At 47.8% G+C, this 19,024-nt stretch carries 19 protein-coding genes; 18 read left to right on the top strand and 1 reads right to left on the bottom strand.

Going from position 1 to position 19,024, the window contains the following annotated elements:
* The first annotated feature begins 93 nt into the window (after positions 1–93).
* From Q9R25_RS05640 to Q9R25_RS05555, 18 genes are all read left to right on the top strand, one after another.
* Positions 94–606, top strand: a complete 513-nt coding sequence (locus Q9R25_RS05640; RefSeq protein ID WP_031423231.1) for an NfeD family protein — start codon at positions 94–96, stop codon at positions 604–606.
* Entirely contained in the window at positions 603–1,589 is a 987-nt protein-coding gene (gene floA / locus Q9R25_RS05635; RefSeq protein ID WP_012726653.1) for a flotillin-like protein FloA, read from the top strand. Before Q9R25_RS05640 ends, floA begins: the two co-directional genes overlap by 4 nt.
* A gap of 5 nt (positions 1,590–1,594) precedes the next feature.
* Positions 1,595–2,014, top strand: coding sequence for a hypothetical protein (locus Q9R25_RS05630; RefSeq protein WP_196430876.1), 420 nt, complete (start codon positions 1,595–1,597; stop codon positions 2,012–2,014).
* A 121-nt stretch (positions 2,015–2,135) separates the two neighbouring features.
* Positions 2,136–3,107 (top strand): PhoH family protein, encoded by a 972-nt coding sequence (locus tag Q9R25_RS05625; protein ID WP_074036604.1) that lies wholly within the window; start codon positions 2,136–2,138, stop codon positions 3,105–3,107.
* Positions 3,108–3,150: 43 nt separating this feature from the next.
* The gene (locus Q9R25_RS05620; RefSeq protein ID WP_012726650.1) at positions 3,151–5,238 is read left to right on the top strand and encodes an HD family phosphohydrolase; all 2,088 of its coding nucleotides are present in this window, start codon (positions 3,151–3,153) and stop codon (positions 5,236–5,238) included.
* The gene (ybeY, locus tag Q9R25_RS05615) at positions 5,216–5,692 is read left to right on the top strand and encodes an rRNA maturation RNase YbeY (protein ID WP_074036606.1); all 477 of its coding nucleotides are present in this window, start codon (positions 5,216–5,218) and stop codon (positions 5,690–5,692) included. Before Q9R25_RS05620 ends, ybeY begins: the two co-directional genes overlap by 23 nt.
* Positions 5,689–6,036 carry a diacylglycerol kinase family protein gene (locus Q9R25_RS05610; protein WP_214690743.1) on the top strand — a complete coding sequence of 116 codons (348 nt, stop codon included), beginning with the start codon at positions 5,689–5,691 and terminating at the stop codon, positions 6,034–6,036. Before ybeY ends, Q9R25_RS05610 begins: the two co-directional genes overlap by 4 nt.
* 30 nt (positions 6,037–6,066) lie before the next feature.
* The gene (gene era / locus Q9R25_RS05605) at positions 6,067–6,975 is read left to right on the top strand and encodes a GTPase Era (protein ID WP_012726647.1); all 909 of its coding nucleotides are present in this window, start codon (positions 6,067–6,069) and stop codon (positions 6,973–6,975) included.
* A gap of 3 nt (positions 6,976–6,978) precedes the next feature.
* Positions 6,979–7,728, top strand: coding sequence for a DNA repair protein RecO (gene recO, locus Q9R25_RS05600; RefSeq protein ID WP_078147154.1), 750 nt, complete (start codon positions 6,979–6,981; stop codon positions 7,726–7,728).
* A gap of 294 nt (positions 7,729–8,022) precedes the next feature.
* Positions 8,023–8,916 carry a glycine--tRNA ligase subunit alpha gene (gene glyQ / locus Q9R25_RS05595; protein ID WP_196431848.1) on the top strand — a complete coding sequence of 298 codons (894 nt, stop codon included), beginning with the start codon at positions 8,023–8,025 and terminating at the stop codon, positions 8,914–8,916.
* Positions 8,909–10,963, top strand: coding sequence for a glycine--tRNA ligase subunit beta (gene glyS, locus Q9R25_RS05590; protein ID WP_311282895.1), 2,055 nt, complete (start codon positions 8,909–8,911; stop codon positions 10,961–10,963). The genes glyQ and glyS overlap by 8 nt, the downstream gene beginning before the upstream one ends.
* A gap of 21 nt (positions 10,964–10,984) precedes the next feature.
* Positions 10,985–11,614 (top strand): transcriptional regulator CcpN, encoded by a 630-nt coding sequence (gene ccpN / locus Q9R25_RS05585; RefSeq protein WP_012726643.1) that lies wholly within the window; start codon positions 10,985–10,987, stop codon positions 11,612–11,614.
* Entirely contained in the window at positions 11,601–12,443 is an 843-nt protein-coding gene (locus Q9R25_RS05580) for a pyruvate, water dikinase regulatory protein (protein ID WP_196430874.1), read from the top strand. Before ccpN ends, Q9R25_RS05580 begins: the two co-directional genes overlap by 14 nt.
* Before the next feature lie 126 nt (positions 12,444–12,569).
* The gene (gene dnaG, locus Q9R25_RS05575) at positions 12,570–14,381 is read left to right on the top strand and encodes a DNA primase (protein WP_159562496.1); all 1,812 of its coding nucleotides are present in this window, start codon (positions 12,570–12,572) and stop codon (positions 14,379–14,381) included.
* 35 nt (positions 14,382–14,416) lie between these two features.
* Entirely contained in the window at positions 14,417–15,511 is a 1,095-nt protein-coding gene (rpoD, locus tag Q9R25_RS05570; RefSeq protein WP_012726640.1) for an RNA polymerase sigma factor RpoD, read from the top strand.
* 132 nt (positions 15,512–15,643) lie between these two features.
* A complete protein-coding gene (gene cccA / locus Q9R25_RS05565) occupies positions 15,644–15,982 on the top strand; it encodes a cytochrome c550 (protein WP_012726639.1) in 339 nt (112 codons plus the stop codon).
* Between the two features lie 95 nt (positions 15,983–16,077).
* Positions 16,078–16,794: a tRNA (adenine(22)-N(1))-methyltransferase gene (locus Q9R25_RS05560; protein WP_214690744.1), complete on the top strand. Its 717-nt coding sequence runs from the start codon at positions 16,078–16,080 to the stop codon at positions 16,792–16,794.
* A complete protein-coding gene (locus Q9R25_RS05555) occupies positions 16,794–17,906 on the top strand; it encodes a Nif3-like dinuclear metal center hexameric protein (protein ID WP_196430871.1) in 1,113 nt (370 codons plus the stop codon). The genes Q9R25_RS05560 and Q9R25_RS05555 overlap by 1 nt, the downstream gene beginning before the upstream one ends.
* 42 nt (positions 17,907–17,948) lie before the next feature.
* On the opposite strand, the gene Q9R25_RS05550 is transcribed toward Q9R25_RS05555, so the two are convergent.
* Positions 17,949–18,902: a 4-hydroxy-3-methylbut-2-enyl diphosphate reductase gene (locus tag Q9R25_RS05550; RefSeq protein ID WP_012726636.1), complete on the bottom strand. Its 954-nt coding sequence runs from the start codon at positions 18,900–18,902 to the stop codon at positions 17,949–17,951.
* Positions 18,903–19,024 lie beyond the last annotated feature (122 nt).

The following is a 19,024-nucleotide window of genomic DNA, read 5'->3' as shown; positions in this document are numbered from 1 at the left end:
CTTTTTTTGCGTATTCTGAAACCACATTCAATCTTGTTTCGTATACACTAGAGATAGGAGATAGCTTTGAATTTGGAAGGGGGTAGCAAGACGATGACATTTGGTCTCGGAGTGATTCTGACAGTCTTTTTTGTCGGAGTCGTCCTTCTTGGAATTGAAGTGTTCGTAGCAGGGTTTGGATTGTTCGGTTTGCTTGGGATCGGAGCCGTCGTTGCGAGTTTGATTATGGCTGGTGCGACGATCGGTCAACTGTGGCTATCGATTGGTCTCGCGGCAGCGGTGCTAACTGGTCTCGGCTTTTGGGCATACCGCCGCTTGAGTACGAATCGTCCGCTCATTTATAAAGGGTTGATTTTGACGGATTCGACATCGACTGAAAAAGGCTACTTGTCCCACGAAGATCGAAAACAACTTCTCGGCAAAGTGGGAGTCACCTTGACACCACTTCGCCCAGCAGGTACTGCCGAAATCGACGGAGAACGACTTGATGTCGTGACAGAAGGTGGCTATCTCGATCAGCAGACAAAAATTCAGGTTTATAAAGTGGATTCTGGACGGATTGTCGTTCGAAGCTTTGTAGAACCGAAGGAGGATGTAACAGAATGACACCAGAATTACTGACAACGTTACTCATTACAGGTGGAGGATTGATTGCACTTGCCGTATTCTTCACGTTCGTACCGGTCGGACTATGGATCAGTTCGTTTGCAGCGGGCGTCCACGTCTCGATCTTCACATTGATTGGAATGCGCCTTCGTCGCGTTATTCCTTCGAAAATCGTGAACCCGTTGATTAAAGCGGTTAAAGCAGGAATTGAATTAAACACGAACCAACTTGAAAGTCACTTCTTGGCTGGTGGTAACGTAGACCGCGTTGTGAACGCATTGATTGCGGCGCACCGTGCGAATATTGAATTGTCATTCGAACGGGCTGCTGCCATCGATTTAGCAGGACGTAACGTGCTCGAGGCTGTACAGATGTCAGTTAACCCGAAAGTCATTGAAACGCCATTTATTGCGGGTGTCGCGATGGATGGGATTGAAGTGAAGGCGAAAGCACGTATTACCGTACGTGCGAATATCGATCGTCTCGTCGGTGGTGCGGGGGAAGAAACGATTATCGCCCGTGTCGGTGAAGGGGTCGTGTCGACAATCGGTTCACAAAACAACCACAAGCACGTACTAGAGAATCCGGATATGATTTCACGGACTGTCCTCACAAAAGGTTTAGATTCAGGAACAGCGTTTGAGATTCTTTCGATCGATATTGCCGACATCGATATCGGTAAGAACATCGGCGCGGTCTTGCAGACGGACCAAGCAGAAGCAGATAAGAAAATCGCTCAAGCGAAGGCGGAAGAACGTCGCGCGATGGCGATTGCGCGCGAACAAGAAATGAAATCTTCAGTAGAAGAAATGCGTGCGAAAGTTGTCGGTGCCGAAGCGGAAGTCCCACTCGCGATGGCAGAAGCGTTACGAAACGGAAAGCTTGGTGTCATGGATTACGTGAACTACTTGAACGTTCAAGCGGATACAGAAATGCGAAAAGCGATTGGGGCACCTGTCGATTCTGAATCAGATAATGAGTGATTGATATGGATGGACTATGGGTACTCTTGTTAGCCGCCTTCGGAATTGCCTCGGCAGTGATGAAACGGCTCGAAAAATCATCGTCCTCTGGAGACCGTCCTCAAAGCAGTGAACTGAAACGCTATTTGGATTCGGTAGGGGACGTCATGAAAGAGATTGAAACGGCATTCGATGACTCGGACGAAAAACCGACACCACAAAAGGTGAGGCGTCGAGTCGCTCGAACGGTAGAAGAACGACCGGCTCCACGTGAACGTCATGTCGAGATGCCGAAAGTGAGCGCGCAATTCGAACAAGCGGTTAAAATTCCACCGATTCAAAAGGAAAAGAAACCGAGACAACTGAACGTTTCACAAAAGCGAATGCGGGAAGCTGTCATTTGGAGTGAGGTATTACAACCTCCTATCTCGAAACGGAAGAAGTGAACAGAAGGCAGTGACGTCATGTTACTGCCTTTTGCGCGTGGAAAATTACGCGGTCTTTCTTTCACGATAGGCGTGATAGTGCTAAAGTAAAAGAGGAATAACCGATTTTAATGAGGGGGCAATGCATCCATTGATTATGACTGATAAAATACCATTCGTCATGGAACATGCGAACGAAGCACAAGCTTTACTCGGACCGAAAGATGAAGTGTTCCAGGCGATTGAAACAGAATTGAAAGTGGCACTCATCCCAAGGGGTGAGGAGTTGATTATTCAAGCCGATACACTTGAGGCTCTTGAATTAACGAAACAAGTGATCATCACCTTGCAGACGTTAGTGAAAAAAGGTGCACGTCTAAATGAAAGTGATGCCATTAGCGTCATCCAGCACATTCAAGTCGGAAAGGGAGATGAACTGCTCGAACATTATGAACGAGTTGTTTTTACGACGAATAAGGGGAAACCGATTCGTGCCAAGACAGTAGGTCAAAGCCGGTATGTTCGTGCGATTGAACGACGTGATCTCGTCTTTGGTATCGGACCAGCCGGAACAGGAAAGACGTACCTAGCTGTCGTACTTGCGGCGCGTGCCTTAAAAGAAGGGCAAGTCAAACGGATCATCTTGACGCGTCCTGCCGTTGAAGCGGGAGAGAACCTTGGATTTTTACCGGGAGATTTAAAAGAGAAAGTGGACCCATATCTCCGCCCATTATACGACGCCCTATTTGATGTGTATGGCGTGGAACAGACGAACCGTTTGTTAGAACGGGGCACGATTGAAGTGGCTCCGCTCGCTTATATGCGTGGACGCACGTTAGAAGATGCGTTCGTCATCTTGGATGAGGCCCAGAATACAACAAAAGAACAGATGAAGATGTTTTTGACGCGACTCGGATTTGGATCGAAAATGGTGGTCACAGGGGATTTGACCCAAGTCGATTTACCGAAAGGCAAAGCATCGGGGTTACAGGAAGCGTTACGCCTGTTAGAAGGCGTGGATGGTATTCATTTTGAACACTTCAGTGCGTCTGACGTCGTCCGTCATCCACTCGTTAAGAAAATCATCAACGCCTATAGTACGGACCTCACTTAAATGTACGTGTGAGGTCACCAGATCGTGAAAAGGGGGGGCACGAATGCAGCAAGCTAAAAACTGGACAGTCGCGACCATCTCGTTGATTTTCTTTCTCTTATTAGGCGCCATTCTATACTTTACCGTGCGCCCATCCATCATCAGTGTGGAACCGCTTGGGATTGCCGAACAGGATATTCGGTCTCCGATCACGGTTGAGGACCGTGTTGCGACCGAACGATTGAAACAAGAAGTGACAAATGGTGTCGGCAGTCAATTCTCCTTGAGAAAAGAATTTGCAGACCAACAAATCGCTAAAGTCGAGCAGTTGTTCGCAGCATTCGACCAAACGGATGAGGAGACTGAACTGGCGGATATTAAAAACCGTCTAAATTCTACAGAGGCGAACGGTGTATTAGCTGATGAAGAGTTGAATTCGTTGCTTGAAGCGAGTGAAGATACCCGACAAACGGTAGAAGATGTCACAGTCACCGCGTTACAACAAGTGATGGACGACCGGATTGAAACGAGTAATGAAGCGGTCGCTGCGGCTCGAGACCGAGCAGCAGCGATTATCGATCAATCGCCGCTCTCGTTTGAGTTCCGCGCCATTTCGAAAACGTTAAGCGATGAACTCATCGTACCGAACTATGTATTTGACTCTGAGGCGACCCGTCAAAAAGAACAAGAGGCCGTCGATGCTGTCGATCCTGTCATCATTCAAGAAGGACAGTTACTCGTCAGTCAAGGTGAGGTGGTGACTCGAGAGATATATCGGAAATTAGAGCTATCTGGAGCCATCGATCCGAATCGTTCCCTTGCACCATTATTCGGGTCATTCTTGCTCAGCGCATTGTTGACCGGTGGGTTTCTATTCATGCTCATCCGCTCGAAAATCAAAGACCTGTTACTGAGTCCGAAAATCTTAGTGACGGTCTATGGCTTGCTACTTTTACAACTCGGCATCTTTTTTGGTGTCGGATATATCGGTGTCGATTTTACGACATATGCCTATATTTTAGCGCCGACAGCGTTCGTCGTATTGCTTCTACGCATCTTGATCGATGAACGAGTTGCGCTCGCCTCGGCCTTCATTACGATGATTGCCGGGAGTGTCGTTGTCACATTCGGACAGAGCACGAATTTCATGACGCTCGTGTATGTGGCGACGGGTAGTTTTCTAGCTGTCTTTTTAGTTGAACCGAAAATTCAGCGGAAGCGACTATTCTTATCAGGGGTGTTGCTCGGTTTCGTCAACATCATCATGGTCATCGCGTTACTCTTACTTCGGAACGTGCAAGTTTCCTGGGAAATGGCGATGTATCTTTCTGGATTTGCCGTCATTAGCGCCTTGCTCTCCATTGTCTTGACGTTTGGCTTCCTGCCATTTTTGGAACCGTGGTTTGGCGTCTTGTCTTCTGGTCGACTTGTAGAATTGATGAGTCCGACGCATCCGCTGCTGCGGAAACTTTTAATGGAGGCACCTGGTACGTATCATCATAGTATGATGGTGGCGAACTTGGCAGAGTCCGCATGTGAGGCGATTGGCGCAGATGGTCTTCTCGCACGTGTCGCAAGCTATTATCACGATCTTGGGAAGACGGAGCGTCCCCTTCATTTCATTGAAAATCAACAAGGTGGCGGGAATCCTCATGATCGCTTGACGCCTGAAGAATCGGCAGACATTATTATGGCTCATCCTTATGACGGAGCGGATCTGTTGCGACGTTATAAGTTACCGAAAGAAATCATCGATATAGCAGAGCAGCATCACGGAACGTCTTTATTGAAATATTTCTACGTTAAAGCGAAGGAAGATCCTGATAAAGAGGTGTTAGAGTCTCGTTTCCGCTACCCAGGTCCAAAGCCACAATCGCGCGAGGCTGCCGTTGTCATGATCGTCGATTCAATCGAAGCGGCTGTCCGCTCGCAGAAACAACCGACGCCAGAAAAAATCCGAATGCTCGTTCGAACAATCATTCGCGACAAGTTGGCGGATGGGCAGTTCGAAGAATGTGAATTGACGACGAAAGAAATTTGGCGCGTCGGAGAGAGTGCGTGTGAGACACTGACCGGCTTGTTCCACGAACGAATCGAATACCCAGAATTAAAGAAAGAGGGAGAATTACATGCAAATCATCTCGAACGATGAACATGAATTGTTAACTACATCTCAAATCGAGCTCGTCGAGTCGATTTTACAACATGCCGCCCAACTAGAAGAGGTGGAAGAGCCGAGCGAATTGTCGGTCACGTATTTAACAAATGCGGAAATCCATGAAGTGAACCGAGAATGGCGAGGCAAAGATGCCCCGACCGATGTCATCAGTTTCGCATTTGATGAGATGGGGGATGACGAGATGGATTTCATGCTCGATGAAGATGAGCCACATCTTCTCGGTGACCTCGTCATCTCGGTAGAACGATGCCGAGAACAGGCAGCTGACTATGGTCATTCGTTTGAGCGGGAGCTTGGCTTTTTAGCAATTCATGGATTCCTCCATCTACTTGGGTATGATCATATGACACCTGAGGAAGAAGCGGAGATGACGGCAAGGCAAGAAGAAGTGCTCACTCATTTTGAGTTGAAGCGAGGCAACGTGTGAGACCGTTCCGTGTGGCATGTGAGGGAATCCTCCATGCCGTTCGTTCGGAACGGAACATGCGACTCCATCTCCTGTCGGCTTTTCTCGTATTCGTCTTTTCCATCTGGTTACAGCCGACAAGACTCGAGATTGTCATCTTGTTCGGGTGGGTGATTGCCGTTATTAGCATGGAAATGATGAATACGGCAATCGAACGAACGGTTAATCTCGTGACAGAAGACGTCCATCCACTCGCGAAGCAAGCGAAAGATGTTGCCGCAGGAGCCGTTTTAGTTACTTCACTTGGTGCTGCCGTAACGGCGCTCATAATATTCGGTCCACGGCTATGGAACATGCTATACTAATAGTTCTGAAATAGAGAAAGCAGGTGCATTATGTATCAAGAAGATTTTAAATCCGGATTCGTCTCGATTATCGGACGACCGAACGTCGGGAAATCGACATTCTTAAACCGTGTGATCGGACAAAAGATTGCCATCATGTCGGATAAACCACAAACGACACGAAATAAGGTGCAAGGTGTGTACACAACCGATGATTCCCAAATCATCTTCATCGATACACCAGGGATTCATAAACCGAAACACCGTCTTGGCGACTTCATGATGAAAGTGGCGACGAACGCATTACGCGAAGTTGATGCGATTCTCTTCATGGTGAACGTGACGGAACCGCGTGGAGCTGGCGACGACTTTATTATTGAGAAACTCAAAGGGCTCGACACACCGATTATTCTCGTCATGAACAAGATCGATTTAATCCATCCAGATGAACTTCCGAAAGTGATTGAACAATATACGAACGAATTGGATTTCGCGGCGTACGTCCCGATTTCGGCGCTACAAGGCAACAACGTCGAACCGCTCTTAGGTGAGATCAAGAAATTGTTGCCTGAAGGACCGATGTATTATCCGGCCGATCAAGTAACGGACCACCCGGAGCGTTTCATTATCTCAGAGATGATTCGTGAGAAAGTGTTGCATAAGACACGCGATGAAGTCCCTCATTCGATTGCTGTAGCCATCGAATCGATCAAGAAACGTGAGAACTCTGAGATGATTGATGTCGAAGCCGTGATCATGGTGGAGCGTGATTCGCAAAAAGGAATTATCATCGGAAAAAAAGGGGCTATGCTTCGTGAAATCGGAACAGACGCGCGCCATGATATCGAAGCGCTTCTCGGGACTAAAGTTTATTTGAACCTATGGGTAAAAGTGCAGAAAGACTGGCGTAACAAGATGGGTCAGCTTCGTGACCTCGGTTTCCGCGACGACGAGTATTGAGCCATGTTACAAAAAGTCACGGGAATCGTCGTTCGTACCGTTAATTATGGGGAATCGAATAAAGTCGTGACATTGTTTACAGAGGAACTTGGCAAAGTCGCGATCATGGCACGGGGTGCAAAGAAACCGGGTAGCCGGTTTCACGCCTCGAGTCAGCCGTTTGTGGAAGGTGTCTATATCTTTCCGTCTAGCCGAGGACTCGCTCAGTTAAAATCATCTGACGTCATGACGTCTTATCCTGAAATCCGAAAAGATGTCGAACGGATGGCATATGCGATGTATTGGTTAGAACTTGTTGATCGGTCTGTCGAGGATCGTGTCCAAAATCGTCCATTGTTTCGAATATTACGGGATGCCTTGCAGGCACTGAATGCGGGCATGGACGCAGATGTCATCACGCACTATGTTGAATTACGTATTTTGCATCTATTAGGCGTCGCCCCAGTCTTGACGGGATGCGTGCGCTGTGGAGATGTGACGGATCCCATGTACTTCTCTGTCGCGTCCGGTGGCTTTTTATGTGCGCGACATCCAGAAGAAGGTGTGATTCGGCTGTCCGAACGATTGGCGAAACTACTTTATTTGATGAGTAAGCACGAATTGTCAGAGTTTCGGAACGTTCCGCTATCGGATGAGTCCAGAGTCCTTTTGCGCCAGCTCTTTGATGCTTATATGGAATCGTATAGTGGACTACGATTGAAGACGAAGCGGGTGCTCGATCAAATGATTCGACTTCATCTGAATGAGGATTGACTTTTTATAGTGAATTCGATACGATGATGTACGATTAGACAAATGAAATAGCGTGCGCGATGAAGGAAAAAAGTAACTCTTCCTGTCATGAATGAAGCGAGTCCGGGGCGGTGTGAGCCGGGTATCATGAGAAGAGCGAATGGCGATTCCAGAGCGCCCACATCTTTTAAGAGTGGTCCCATTATTGGGGCAAGTAGGGTGGAACCGCGGGAATCAATCCCGTCCCTATGTGCTAGGCACATAGGGGCGTTTTTTGTCGTTTCAATACTATTGGAGGTGTCATTAATGAAGCACATGACAGTGCAAGAAATCATTCTCACGCTACAAAACTTTTGGGCGTCAAAAGGTTGTTTGACTATGCAGGCGTACGATGTGGAAAAAGGGGCCGGGACGATGAACCCGATGACATTCCTCAGAAGCCTTGGGCCAGAACCGTGGAACGTCTGTTATACCGAACCGTCACGCCGTCCAGCTGACGGTCGTTACGGAGAAAACCCGAACCGTCTTTACCAGCACCATCAGTTTCAGGTGATCATGAAGCCGTCACCAAACAACATTCAAGAGTTGTACTTGGAGAGTCTTGAACTGATTGGCATCAATCCGCTTGAGCATGACATCCGTTTCGTCGAAGATAACTGGGAAAACCCGACGTTCGGAGCAGCAGGTCTCGGTTGGGAAGTTTGGTTGAACGGAATGGAAATCACACAGTTCACATACTTCCAACAAGTCGGTGGAATCGAGTGTGACCCGATTGCCGTGGAAATCACATACGGACTTGAACGCCTCGCGTCATACATTCAAGAAGTAGAAAGTGTATTCGATCTTGTCTGGACAGACGGATTCAAATACGGCGACATTTTCTATCAACCAGAATTTGAACATTCGAAATATACGTTCGAATTGTCTGACGTCGACATGTTATTCACGTTATTTGATACGTATGAGAAAGAAGCGAAGCGTGCGCTTGAAGAAAACCTTGTCTTCCCTGCATACGATTACATTCTAAAATGTTCGCACACGTTCAACTTGTTGGACGCAAAAGGCGCCATTTCTGTGACGGAACGTACCGGCTTCATCCAGCGTGTCCGGAACATGTCACGTGCGTGTGCCGCTAAATTTATTGAAGAACGGGAACGCCTTGGATTCCCACTTTTGAAACAAGAGAAAGCAGGTGACTTGAATGCGTGACCTTCTGTTAGAGATTGGATTAGAGGAACTGCCGGCTCAATATGTCTTGCGTTCAGAGAAACAGTTGGCGGAACGTGTTGACGCGTTCTTAAAAGAGGCGCGTGTTGATTTTGGCTCAATCGAAGTGTACTCGACACCACGTCGTTTGGCTGTCATCGTTCGTGATGTGGCTGAAACGCAACAGGATTTGGCAGAAACTCTTCGTGGACCTGCCAAAAAGATTGCACAAGATGCGGAAGGTAACTGGTCGAAGGCGGCACAAGGTTTTGCACGTGGCCGCGGATTGACAGTAGAAGATCTCTATTTCGCAGAAGAAAAAGGAGTCGAGTATGTCTTCGCGGAACGTCATGAAAAGGGACAAGAGACGCTCTCGCTATTGAACGGTCTTGAAGATGTGGTCCGTAGCTTGACGTTCCCGAAAAACATGAAATGGGGAACGAGCAGCCTACGGTATATGCGTCCGATTCGTTGGTTGATCGCACTCTTTGGTCAAGACATCATCGACTTCACAATCGAAGGCGTGAAAACGAATAACGTGACGCGTGGGCATCGTTTCCTCAGTGAAGGGGACGTGGTCATCTCATCACCTACCGAATATGTCCAGACATTAGAGTCTGCTTTTGTCATGGCGAACTACGAGATGCGTAAAGCTGAAATCGAACGTCAAATTCAAGAGCTTGCAACGAAACAAGGATGGACGATTCCACTCGACGCCGACTTGCTTGAGGAAGTGACAAACTTAGTCGAATGGCCGACCGCTCTCTTTGGGGAATTTGATGAAGCGTACCTTGAATTGCCTGAGGAAGTGTTGATCACAACGATGAAAGAGCATCAACGTTATTTCCCGGTCTATCTCGACGGAACATTGAAAAACTATTTTGTGACGGTACGAAACGGGAATGCCGAGCATCTTGAAAATGTGGCGCGCGGTAACGAGAAAGTCATCCGGGCCCGTCTTGCGGATGCCGTGTTCTTCTATGAGGAAGACAAAAAGACGAAAATCGATGATCAGCTCGGACGTCTCGATCGCATCGTCTTCCATGAAAAATTGGGAACGACTGGTGCGAAAGCGCGTCGCGTGACGAAAATCGCTCAGGAACTTGCACCGTTGTTCGAGGCAGACCTTGAAAAAGTAAGCCGTGCCGGTGCCATTCATAAATTTGATCTCGTGAGCCAGATGGTATACGAGTTCACAGAACTTCAAGGAATCATGGGTGAGAAATATGCACTCCAACAAGGTGAAGACAAGGAAGTGGCAGCGGCAATCCGTGAGCATTACATGCCACGCTTTGCTGGGGACGCTTCTCCAGAGACGGCAACGGGTGCCGTTCTTGCCCTTGCCGACAAATTAGACTCGATTGCAGCATTCTTTGGCATCGGGATGATTCCGAGCGGTTCACAAGACCCGTTCGCGCTTCGTCGCCAGGCCCAAGGTGTCGTTCAGATTCTTGGAGATTGGAAGATTGATCTCTCAATCGACACGTTGCTTTCAAAAGTTGTCGAATTACAACTGGAAGCAGGACTCTATGAAGCCGATAAAGAACAAGTTAAGGCACAACTAGATGAGTTCTTCAAATTGCGCTTGAAATATCGCCTGCAAGAACAGCAGGTTCGTTATGATGTGATTGACGCCGTATTGACGACCTCATTGACGGTTGTGCGACTCGATGCTCGCGCAGACGCGATTCAAGAATTTGTATCGACGGATGCGAAGGCGTTGATTGAGCAATTGTCGCGCGTCGTGAACATTTCGAAAAAAGGTGAAGCGGGAGATGTCGATCCTTCCTTGTTTGAGAACGATCATGAGATTGCATTGCATGATGCGATTGAACAGACCGCTCCTGCAACAGCCGAAGCTGTCGAGATGGGAGATTACAAGAAAGCGCTCGACCTTCTACAACAACTCGAATCACCGATTATGATGTACTTCGAACATACAATGGTTATGAGTGATGATGAGGCGGTCCGCCAAAACCGTCTCCATGAAATGAACCGACTTGCAACGACGATTAAGCGTGTCGCAGATTTCAACGCGCTCGTACTCTAAACAAACTAGAGGGGGTTGGCTATGCAACTGAATGAACGCCAACAAAAAATCGTCGAGATCGTGAAGGAGAACGGGCCGATCACAGGGGAACAAATCGCACAAGAGCTCTCATTGACACGTGCGACCCTGCGGCCTGACCTCGCTATTTTGACGATGACAGGCATACTTGAAGCTAGACCTCGTGTCGGCTACACGTTCGTTGGCAAACGGAATTCGTCGATGCTACGAGAAAAGTTAGATTCGCTGACCGTAGGGGACTTCATGTCTTCTGCGAAAGTCGTACGGGATGAGATGACGGTATATGATGCGATTGTCACGTTGTTCTTAGAAGATGTCGGCTCATTGTTCGTTGTCGGACGTGACCGGGAGTTAGTCGGAGTTTTATCTCGTAAAGACCTCCTTCGTGCGGCCATCGGAAATCAAGACTTAGACCAGTTACCCGTCAACGTCATCATGACCCGCATGCCGAACATTACAGTATGTGAGAAAACAGAAACGTTGATTCGAGCTGGGATGAAATTGATTGAGAAACAAATCGATGCCATGCCCGTCGTAGAAGAAAAAGATGGGAAATTGATTGTACTCGGCCGTATGACGAAGACCAATATGACGAAGGTGCTCATTGCGTTAGCGAACGATGAGTCGATCTGAGGAGGAAATCGAATTGACTACGAAACAACTCGTGTTCGTTGTAAGTGACTCGGTCGGAGAGACGTGCGAACTCGTCGTCCGCGCAGCGAGTATCCAATTCCACGAGAATGCGATCGAAACCCTTCGCATCCCGTTCGTCGAAGATGAGCAGACGATTATCGATGTCGTCACGCAAGCAAAAGCACAACAGGCCATCATTGCGTTCACGCTCGTTAATGAGGAACATCGCGCCCTTCTCATGCGGCTTGGTGAAGCGCATCAAGTGAAAACGGTTGATTTGCTCGGAGATTTGCTCGATGTATTATCTAGCCAATTGAAAGAAGCGCCACGTGAAAAGCCGGGACTCATCTATCGATTGGATGATGATTACTTCCGAAAAATCGAGGCGATGGAGTTTGCCGTCAAGTATGACGATGGTCGGGACCCACGTGGCCTGAAAAAAGCTGATATCGTGTTGGTCGGTGTTTCTCGAACGTCAAAGACGCCGCTATCTCAATATTTGGCACTGAAACGATACAAAGTCGCGAACGTGCCACTCGTTCCAGAATCGAGACCGCCTGAGGAATTGTTTGATTTGCCTGCTGAACGATGTGTCGGGTTGATTATCTCCCCGGAAAAGCTGATTTCAATCCGGATGGAACGTCTCAAATCGCTAGGTTTGAAGCCGGAAGCAGATTATGCGCAGCTAGAGCGAATCAATCGTGAACTCGAGTATGCGCGTGGTATTTATGAACGAATCGGTTGCGATGTCATCGATGTGACGAACAAAGCAGTTGAAGAAACGGCAGGGATCATCTTGCGTCATCTTGAACAGTCTAAAGATGATTGAATGAGTAAGTGTTTCAATTAGTAATCATTGCTTCAAGAGGGTATAATAGAGTATTGACAGTACAGTGAAACGGAACGTGATGAGCGTTCCGTTTCGTTGCGAGATTGGAAACAGGGAGTGGTCAACATGCCACGAATACCAGATGAAGTCATCGCAGAAGTGAAACAAGCGACCGATATCGTAGAATTGATTGGCGAACGTGTCGAATTAAAGAAACAAGGACACCGCCTTGTCGGATTATGTCCGTTTCATTCCGAAAACTCACCTTCTTTCTCCGTTTCACCTGAAAAAGGGATGTATCACTGTTTCGGTTGTGGTGCCGGCGGAAATGTATTTACGTTCGTGATGGAAACCGAGGGATTGTCGTTTCCTGAGACGGTCGAACGCTTGGCAACACGGGCGAATATTTCGGTAGACGGGATCCAAGGGGACGAGGAACTGACGCGAGAACAGGTATGGCGCAAACAGATGCGTGATGCGCATCGCCTTGTCGCTGACTTGTATCATGAAGTGTTGATGAAAACAGAAGCTGGAGAAGTGGGCTTAACGTATTTACGGGATCGTGATCTGGCTGAAGAGACGATTGCGCAATACAAGATCGGTTTTGCCCCAGACCAACGACGCTTTACTGTCGAGCTGTTGGAGCGGCGCGGGTTTGATTTAGAAGTAATGGTTGAGGCAGGTTTGATTTCAAAGTCGAAGTCCGGTGAATATTTTGACCGATTTGAAGGACGGGTCGTCTTTCCGATTGCGGATCGAGACGGCACCATCGTTGGCTTCAGTGGACGAGCGATTGATGACCGACAACCAAAATATGTGAATACGGCTGAGACGCCACTCTTCAATAAGAGCGAGTTATTGTTCGGCTTCTCTCAAGCCCGGGCGACGATGCGTAAGAAAAAGCGTGTCTTCCTCGTTGAAGGGAACGTTGACGTTTTACAAGTCGCGCAAGCGGGCACACAAGAAGTTGTGGCATCGCTCGGAACCGCGTTCTCTCCTCAACATGCGAGGGCACTATCTCGAATCGTGGATGAAGTCATTATCTGTTATGACGGAGACCACGCGGGACAAGAAGCGACACAAAAAGTCATTCGCCTCTTAGAAGCGTCTCCACTCGATGTACAAGTTTTGCCACTACCGGAAAAGACGGACCCAGATGATTATATCCGTCAGCATGGGGCAACTCACTGGCAGCAGTTTATTGAAACTGAGCAGTTGAGTGTTCTCGATTTTATGAATCGCATGTACCGGCGAGGAAAAAACTTGAACCGAGAAGGAGAACGGATTCGCTTTATTGAATCTATGCTTGAAGAGATCGGGAAGACAAATGATTCGATTCGAAGAGATTTATATGTGAAGAAACTGTCGGATGAGTTTGAGATTCCGCTAGAGACGCTCCGTTCGAGAATTCCTCGTCCGACGTCAAGTGAATCAACTCCCACCCGTGCGATGGAACCTGTAGAGCCGGTACGGAAGCGTTCGAGTAAAACAGGTGAGCCTCGTTGGATGAAAGCCGAGAAGTACTTGTTGCGTGCGATGTTGACGGGACCGGAGCAGGTCCGTTTCGTACGCGACCGTTTAGGGCTTCGTTATCAAGATGAAACCCATCGTATGTTAGGGTCAGCATTGTATGAAATCGTATCCGATACGATGACACAGGATGAGTTTGATCAAATCACGCTTTCGTTCATGGAGCGTTATTGCGATCAACGCCCTGATTATGCGATGCGTTTTGCAGAGATCCGTCTGATGGCTGGACCGGATGAACTGTCTGAAGAGGTTTTAGACGAATACATTCGGGTGATAAACAGTTATGAGGAGCAACGTCAAATCGAGCGTGCAAAAAGGGAAATCGCTCAAGACGCCGAAAGTATTGTAGACCAGGCGTCCAAGCTACAAGAATTGATTGCCCGTAGTCGTCGTCTTCGAGAACGATGATCGTGGATGAAGTTTGGAAGGAGTTGAACTGCTAGATGGCAGAGAAGAAGAAAGAGGATTTATTTAACGCCATAGAGGAACTTGAAAAGTTAGGTAAGAAAAAAGGCGTCGTCTCAATGCAAGCAATCCAAGATCGCCTTAGTCACTTCGAGGTGGATTCGGATTTCATCGATAACTTCATCGAAGATTTAGAGGCTAAAGACATCCGTGTCACAGAAGATGCTGCGGACGCAGAAGAAACACCTGCGAAAAAAGAGGATGAAGAAGTCGATTTGAACGACTTATCAGTACCTCCTGGAATCAAAATCAACGACCCGGTTCGGATGTATTTGAAAGAAATCGGACGTGTCGACCTTCTCAGTGCGAAAGATGAGACGGAGCTCGCTAAACGAATCGAGCAAGGGGACGAAGAAGCGAAAAAACGTCTCGCAGAAGCGAACCTACGTCTCGTCGTGTCGATTGCGAAGCGTTATGTCGGTCGTGGGATGCTCTTCCTTGATTTGATTCAAGAAGGGAACATGGGACTCATTAAAGCGGTCGAAAAATTCGACTACATGAAAGGGTTCAAATTCTCGACGTATGCGACGTGGTGGATTCGCCAAGCCATCACACGTGCGATTGCTGACCAAGCCCGTACGATTCGTATTCCTGTACACATGGTGGAAACAATCAACAAATTGATTCGTGTCCAACGTCAATTGCTTCAAGACCTCGGTCGCGAACCTTCTCCGGAAGAGATTGCCAAAGAGATGGAACTCACACCTGAGAAAGTCCGTGAAATTCTAAAGATTGCCCAAGAACCTGTTTCTTTAGAGACACCGATTGGGGAAGAAGACGATTCACATCTCGGTGACTTCATCGAAGACCAAGATGCGATGGCTCCTCAAGATGCGGCAGCCTATGAATTGTTGAAAGAGCAATTAGAAGACGTGTTGGATACGTTGACAGACCGTGAAGAGAACGTCCTTCGCCTGCGTTTCGGACTAGACGATGGCCGCACACGCACACTCGAAGAAGTTGGTAAAGTATTCGGTGTCACACGTGAGCGGATTCGTCAAATCGAGGCGAAAGCCCTTCGTAAATTGCGTCACCCGAGCCGTTCCAAACGCTTGAAAGACTTCCTCGATTAATTTCATATTTGAATAAAGTGTGAAGTTTTAGAAGAAAGGAAGGAAAATGAGTGATTTTCCTTCCTTCTTTATTATTTTTTGAGTAAAATAGTGTTGGATAGAAATTTGGAATGAACATGAGGGGGAACTACAATGCGTAATCCATTGTTACCGTTTGCGGCAATCGCAATCGTCGCAATTATTGCCATGGTATCATTATCGTATTTTGGGGTGAATCAGGCGCAACAAGCGGCTGAAGGTCCAGCAGTCACTGAAATGAACCCAGAAGAGTTGTATGCTGCGAAGGGTTGCACAGGTTGCCACGGCGGAAACCTTGAAGGTGGCGTCGGTCCAGCACTTACAGGTGTCGGCGATCGTCTCTCACCAGAAGAAATCGCAAACATCATCGTCAACGGTCAAGGTGCGATGCCAGCAGGTCTTGCATCAGCTGAAGAAGCAGAAGTGCTTGCGAACTGGTTGATTGAACAATAAGAGGTGACGCACTCCGTGATGGGGTGCGTTTTTTGTTGTCGAACTGTAGAGAATTCGATACGCTAGGGAAGAAGTAGAACAAAGGAGTTGTCTGTATGCAAGAACGTGTCATGTTAGACCGACGATTGAAGCAGGTTGTCGATTATATCCCAAAAGGAAGTGTGCTCGCCGATATCGGTTCGGATCATGCGTATGTCCCATGCTATGCCTTTCAGCAAGGAATCATTTCAAAAGGAATCGCGGGTGAAGTGAACGTTGGACCGATGGAAGCTGCGAGAGCACAAGTCGATTTGATTGGGGCCAGTGATGCCATTGATGTACGCCTTGGCGATGGTCTTGCTGTCTTACAGCCCAATGAAGCGACGTGTATCTCGATTTGCGGGATGGGCGGCAGTTTGATTCGCTCCATTCTCGAAGCGGGTCAAGATAAGCTCGGTGCGGTCGAACGGCTCGTCCTTCAACCGAACGTTGATGGGCAACACGTACGAAGCTGGCTGCTTGAACATGGATATGTCCTTGTCGAAGAGGCAATTGTGGAAGAAAATGATAAAGTCTACGAAATCCTTGTCGGAGAAAAAGGAATTGAGTCCATTTATAGTGATGAGTCGGACGAGCGCATGTGGCAGTTGTTATTCGGTCCATATCTCGTTCAAGAGCGACCAGAAGCATTTAAACTCAAGTGGAGTCGTGAAGCTGATAAGCTCGATTATGTGCTTGGACAGATGGCAGCTGGCATTCAATCGGAAGCCTTGATTCAAAAACAAGTGGAGTTCAAACGGATGCGTGACAAGATGAGAGAGGTGAGTCAGTAATGGCGAACGGCAATCAAGTGATTCAATTGTTTGAGGAATTCGCACCGAAACATTTAGCGGTCGAAGGGGATAAAATCGGCTTACAGATTGGGTCGCTCAACAAAGAAGTCAAACGGGTCATGGTCACGCTTGATGTACTTGAATCGGTTGTGGATGAAGCGATTGAGAAACAAATCGATTTGATTATCGCGCATCATCCCCCCATCTTTAGTCCGTTAGCTCAAGTCAATGACCGCTCCACGGCTGGGAAGATTACGATGAAATGTATTCAGCACGATATCGCGGTCTATGTCGCCCATACGAATTTAGACGTATGCAGCGGTGGTGTGAACGATTGGATGAGTGAGGCGATCGGTCTTCACGATACGAAAGTACTCGTCCCGACCTATGAAGAGCCGGTCTATAAACTATCTGTATTCGTTCCATCCACGCATGCGCAAGACGTATCCCGTGCTCTAGGAAAAGCGGGTGCAGGACATATTGGTGACTATGCGGACTGTCAGTTCCGTGTTTCCGGAACGGGACAATTCACTCCGCTCGCAGGGACAGATCCCTTCATCGGTCGCCCACATGAAACGGAACAAGTGGACGAAGTGAAAATCGAAACGGTCGTTCGGGAGAGTCAGAAAAAGCGTGTACTAAAAGCAATGAAAGACGCCCATCCTTATGAGGAAGTCGCGTATGACCTCATGCGCGATGAAATCGACGGTCATGTATTTGGGCTAGGGCGAATCGGTCGACTTGAACAGGCCATGACACTTGAAAAGTTTGCCGAACACGTGAAAACAAGCTTTGGGGTTGAGGGCGTGCGAGTCGTCGGAGACCCGAGGCGTTCGATTGAAAAAGTTGCCGTATTAGGTGGAGACGGGAATAAATATGTGTCTACTGCGCATTTCAAAGGTGCAGATGCATATGTGACGGGTGATTTATATTTCCACGTGGCTCATGATGCGATGGCCCTTGGGCTTGCAGTCGTAGACCCAGGGCATCATGTCGAGAGTATCATGAAACAAGGTGTAATCGATGTGCTCAGCAAAAAGTTTGAAAAAGCGAAAATTAATGTCGACTTGATTCAATCTGTTGCCAACACGAACCCGTTTCAATTCAAGTAAATCCTAAAAATCCCCCATCCTCTGAGAGAATGGGGGATTCCTTCACTTACGCAAAGCTTTCACTTTCGGTAAGATGCTCCGAAGTTCAAGAAATGGCGTTTTATCGTGCGTGCTTAAATCGTCTGGGTCATACTGCGACAAAAAGTCGATGACTTTTTTTGTGATCGGTGTAGGAGTAGAGGCGCCCGACGTCACAGCGACGGTCTCGACTCCCTCGAGCCAATTCAAGTCAAGTTCACTCAAGTCACCGATTCGATATGCATTCGTTCCGGCAATCTCTTTTGAAACTTGTGCTAAACGATTGGAGTTGTTAGATTTAGGATCTCCGACGACAATCAACAATTCGCAGTCTCCCGCTTGTTCAGCGACGGCTTCTTGTCGAACTTGCGTCGCGTTACAGATTTCATTATGCACTTCCACGTGAGGATAACGGGCTTGAATCGTTTCAATTAATGCGGAAACGTCCCATTGACTCATCGTCGTCTGGTTCGTCACCAAAATTTTTCGTTCGAACAAGCGACTCGGCAACTGATCGATTTCATGTTCATATTGAATCAAATGAACATGGTCTGGTGCAACACCAATTGCACCCTCCGGTTCCGGATGCCCGTGTTTTCCGATATAGATGACATCATATCCTTCTGCCGTTTTCTCACGAATCAAATCGTGTGTGACCAAGACGTCAGGACAAGAGGCATCTACAATCGTCAATCCTTTCTCGATGGCACGTTTCCGGACGAGTGGTGAAATGCCGTGCGCCGTGAAGACGACCGTTCCTCGATCGATGGTTTCGAGCGCTTGCATGCGGTCTTCTCCATCAACGGTTTTGACACCGAGATCCTCAAACGCCTGCGTGACGTGACGGTTATGGACAATCATTCCAAGTATATGAATCGGGCGTGGCAAATCTGGATTTGCGACCGCCTCATTTGCGAGCTTCATGGCATCGACGACACCATAACAATATCCGCGTGGGCTAATTTTTTTAACTTTCATATGAAGACGAAGGCTCCTTTCGAAGTGCTTTCATACGTATTAGTCTAACATTGTTTCGAAAATACGAAAAGATTTGCGTGTATTCATGCTATAATTTTTAGGTTAGAGAGGAGGGACGCCGT

The organism is Exiguobacterium sp. BG5(2022) (assembly GCF_031844365.1).
GTDB classification, from domain to species: Bacteria; Bacillota; Bacilli; order Exiguobacteriales; family Exiguobacteriaceae; genus Exiguobacterium; species Exiguobacterium profundum.
The sequence above is the reverse complement of the archived record's forward strand: the minus strand, read 5'-3'. Positions and strand labels throughout refer to the sequence as shown.

Bases quoted from the DNA above. Each gene is read 5' to 3' on its own strand.
- Q9R25_RS05580 (WP_196430874.1), top strand. From the start codon at position 11,601: ATGAGTCGATCTGAGGAGGAAATCGAATTGACTACGAAACAACTCGTG.
- Q9R25_RS05625 (WP_074036604.1), top strand. From the start codon at position 2,136: ATGCATCCATTGATTATGACTGATAAAATACCATTCGTCATGGAACAT.
- glyS (WP_311282895.1), top strand. From the start codon at position 8,909: ATGCGTGACCTTCTGTTAGAGATTGGATTAGAGGAACTGCCGGCTCAA.
- ybeY (WP_074036606.1), top strand. From the start codon at position 5,216: ATGCAAATCATCTCGAACGATGAACATGAATTGTTAACTACATCTCAA.
- ccpN (WP_012726643.1), top strand. From the start codon at position 10,985: ATGCAACTGAATGAACGCCAACAAAAAATCGTCGAGATCGTGAAGGAG.
- Q9R25_RS05630 (WP_196430876.1), top strand. From the start codon at position 1,595: ATGGATGGACTATGGGTACTCTTGTTAGCCGCCTTCGGAATTGCCTCG.
- dnaG (WP_159562496.1), top strand. From the start codon at position 12,570: ATGCCACGAATACCAGATGAAGTCATCGCAGAAGTGAAACAAGCGACC.
- Q9R25_RS05555 (WP_196430871.1), top strand. From the start codon at position 16,794: ATGGCGAACGGCAATCAAGTGATTCAATTGTTTGAGGAATTCGCACCG.
- Q9R25_RS05640 (WP_031423231.1), top strand. From the start codon at position 94: ATGACATTTGGTCTCGGAGTGATTCTGACAGTCTTTTTTGTCGGAGTC.
- Q9R25_RS05620 (WP_012726650.1), top strand. From the start codon at position 3,151: ATGCAGCAAGCTAAAAACTGGACAGTCGCGACCATCTCGTTGATTTTC.
- Q9R25_RS05560 (WP_214690744.1), top strand. From the start codon at position 16,078: ATGCAAGAACGTGTCATGTTAGACCGACGATTGAAGCAGGTTGTCGAT.
- recO (WP_078147154.1), top strand. From the start codon at position 6,979: ATGTTACAAAAAGTCACGGGAATCGTCGTTCGTACCGTTAATTATGGG.
- glyQ (WP_196431848.1), top strand. From the start codon at position 8,023: ATGACAGTGCAAGAAATCATTCTCACGCTACAAAACTTTTGGGCGTCA.
- rpoD (WP_012726640.1), top strand. From the start codon at position 14,417: ATGGCAGAGAAGAAGAAAGAGGATTTATTTAACGCCATAGAGGAACTT.
- cccA (WP_012726639.1), top strand. From the start codon at position 15,644: ATGCGTAATCCATTGTTACCGTTTGCGGCAATCGCAATCGTCGCAATT.
- floA (WP_012726653.1), top strand. From the start codon at position 603: ATGACACCAGAATTACTGACAACGTTACTCATTACAGGTGGAGGATTG.
- Q9R25_RS05550 (WP_012726636.1), bottom strand. From the start codon at position 18,902: ATGAAAGTTAAAAAAATTAGCCCACGCGGATATTGTTATGGTGTCGTC.
- era (WP_012726647.1), top strand. From the start codon at position 6,067: ATGTATCAAGAAGATTTTAAATCCGGATTCGTCTCGATTATCGGACGA.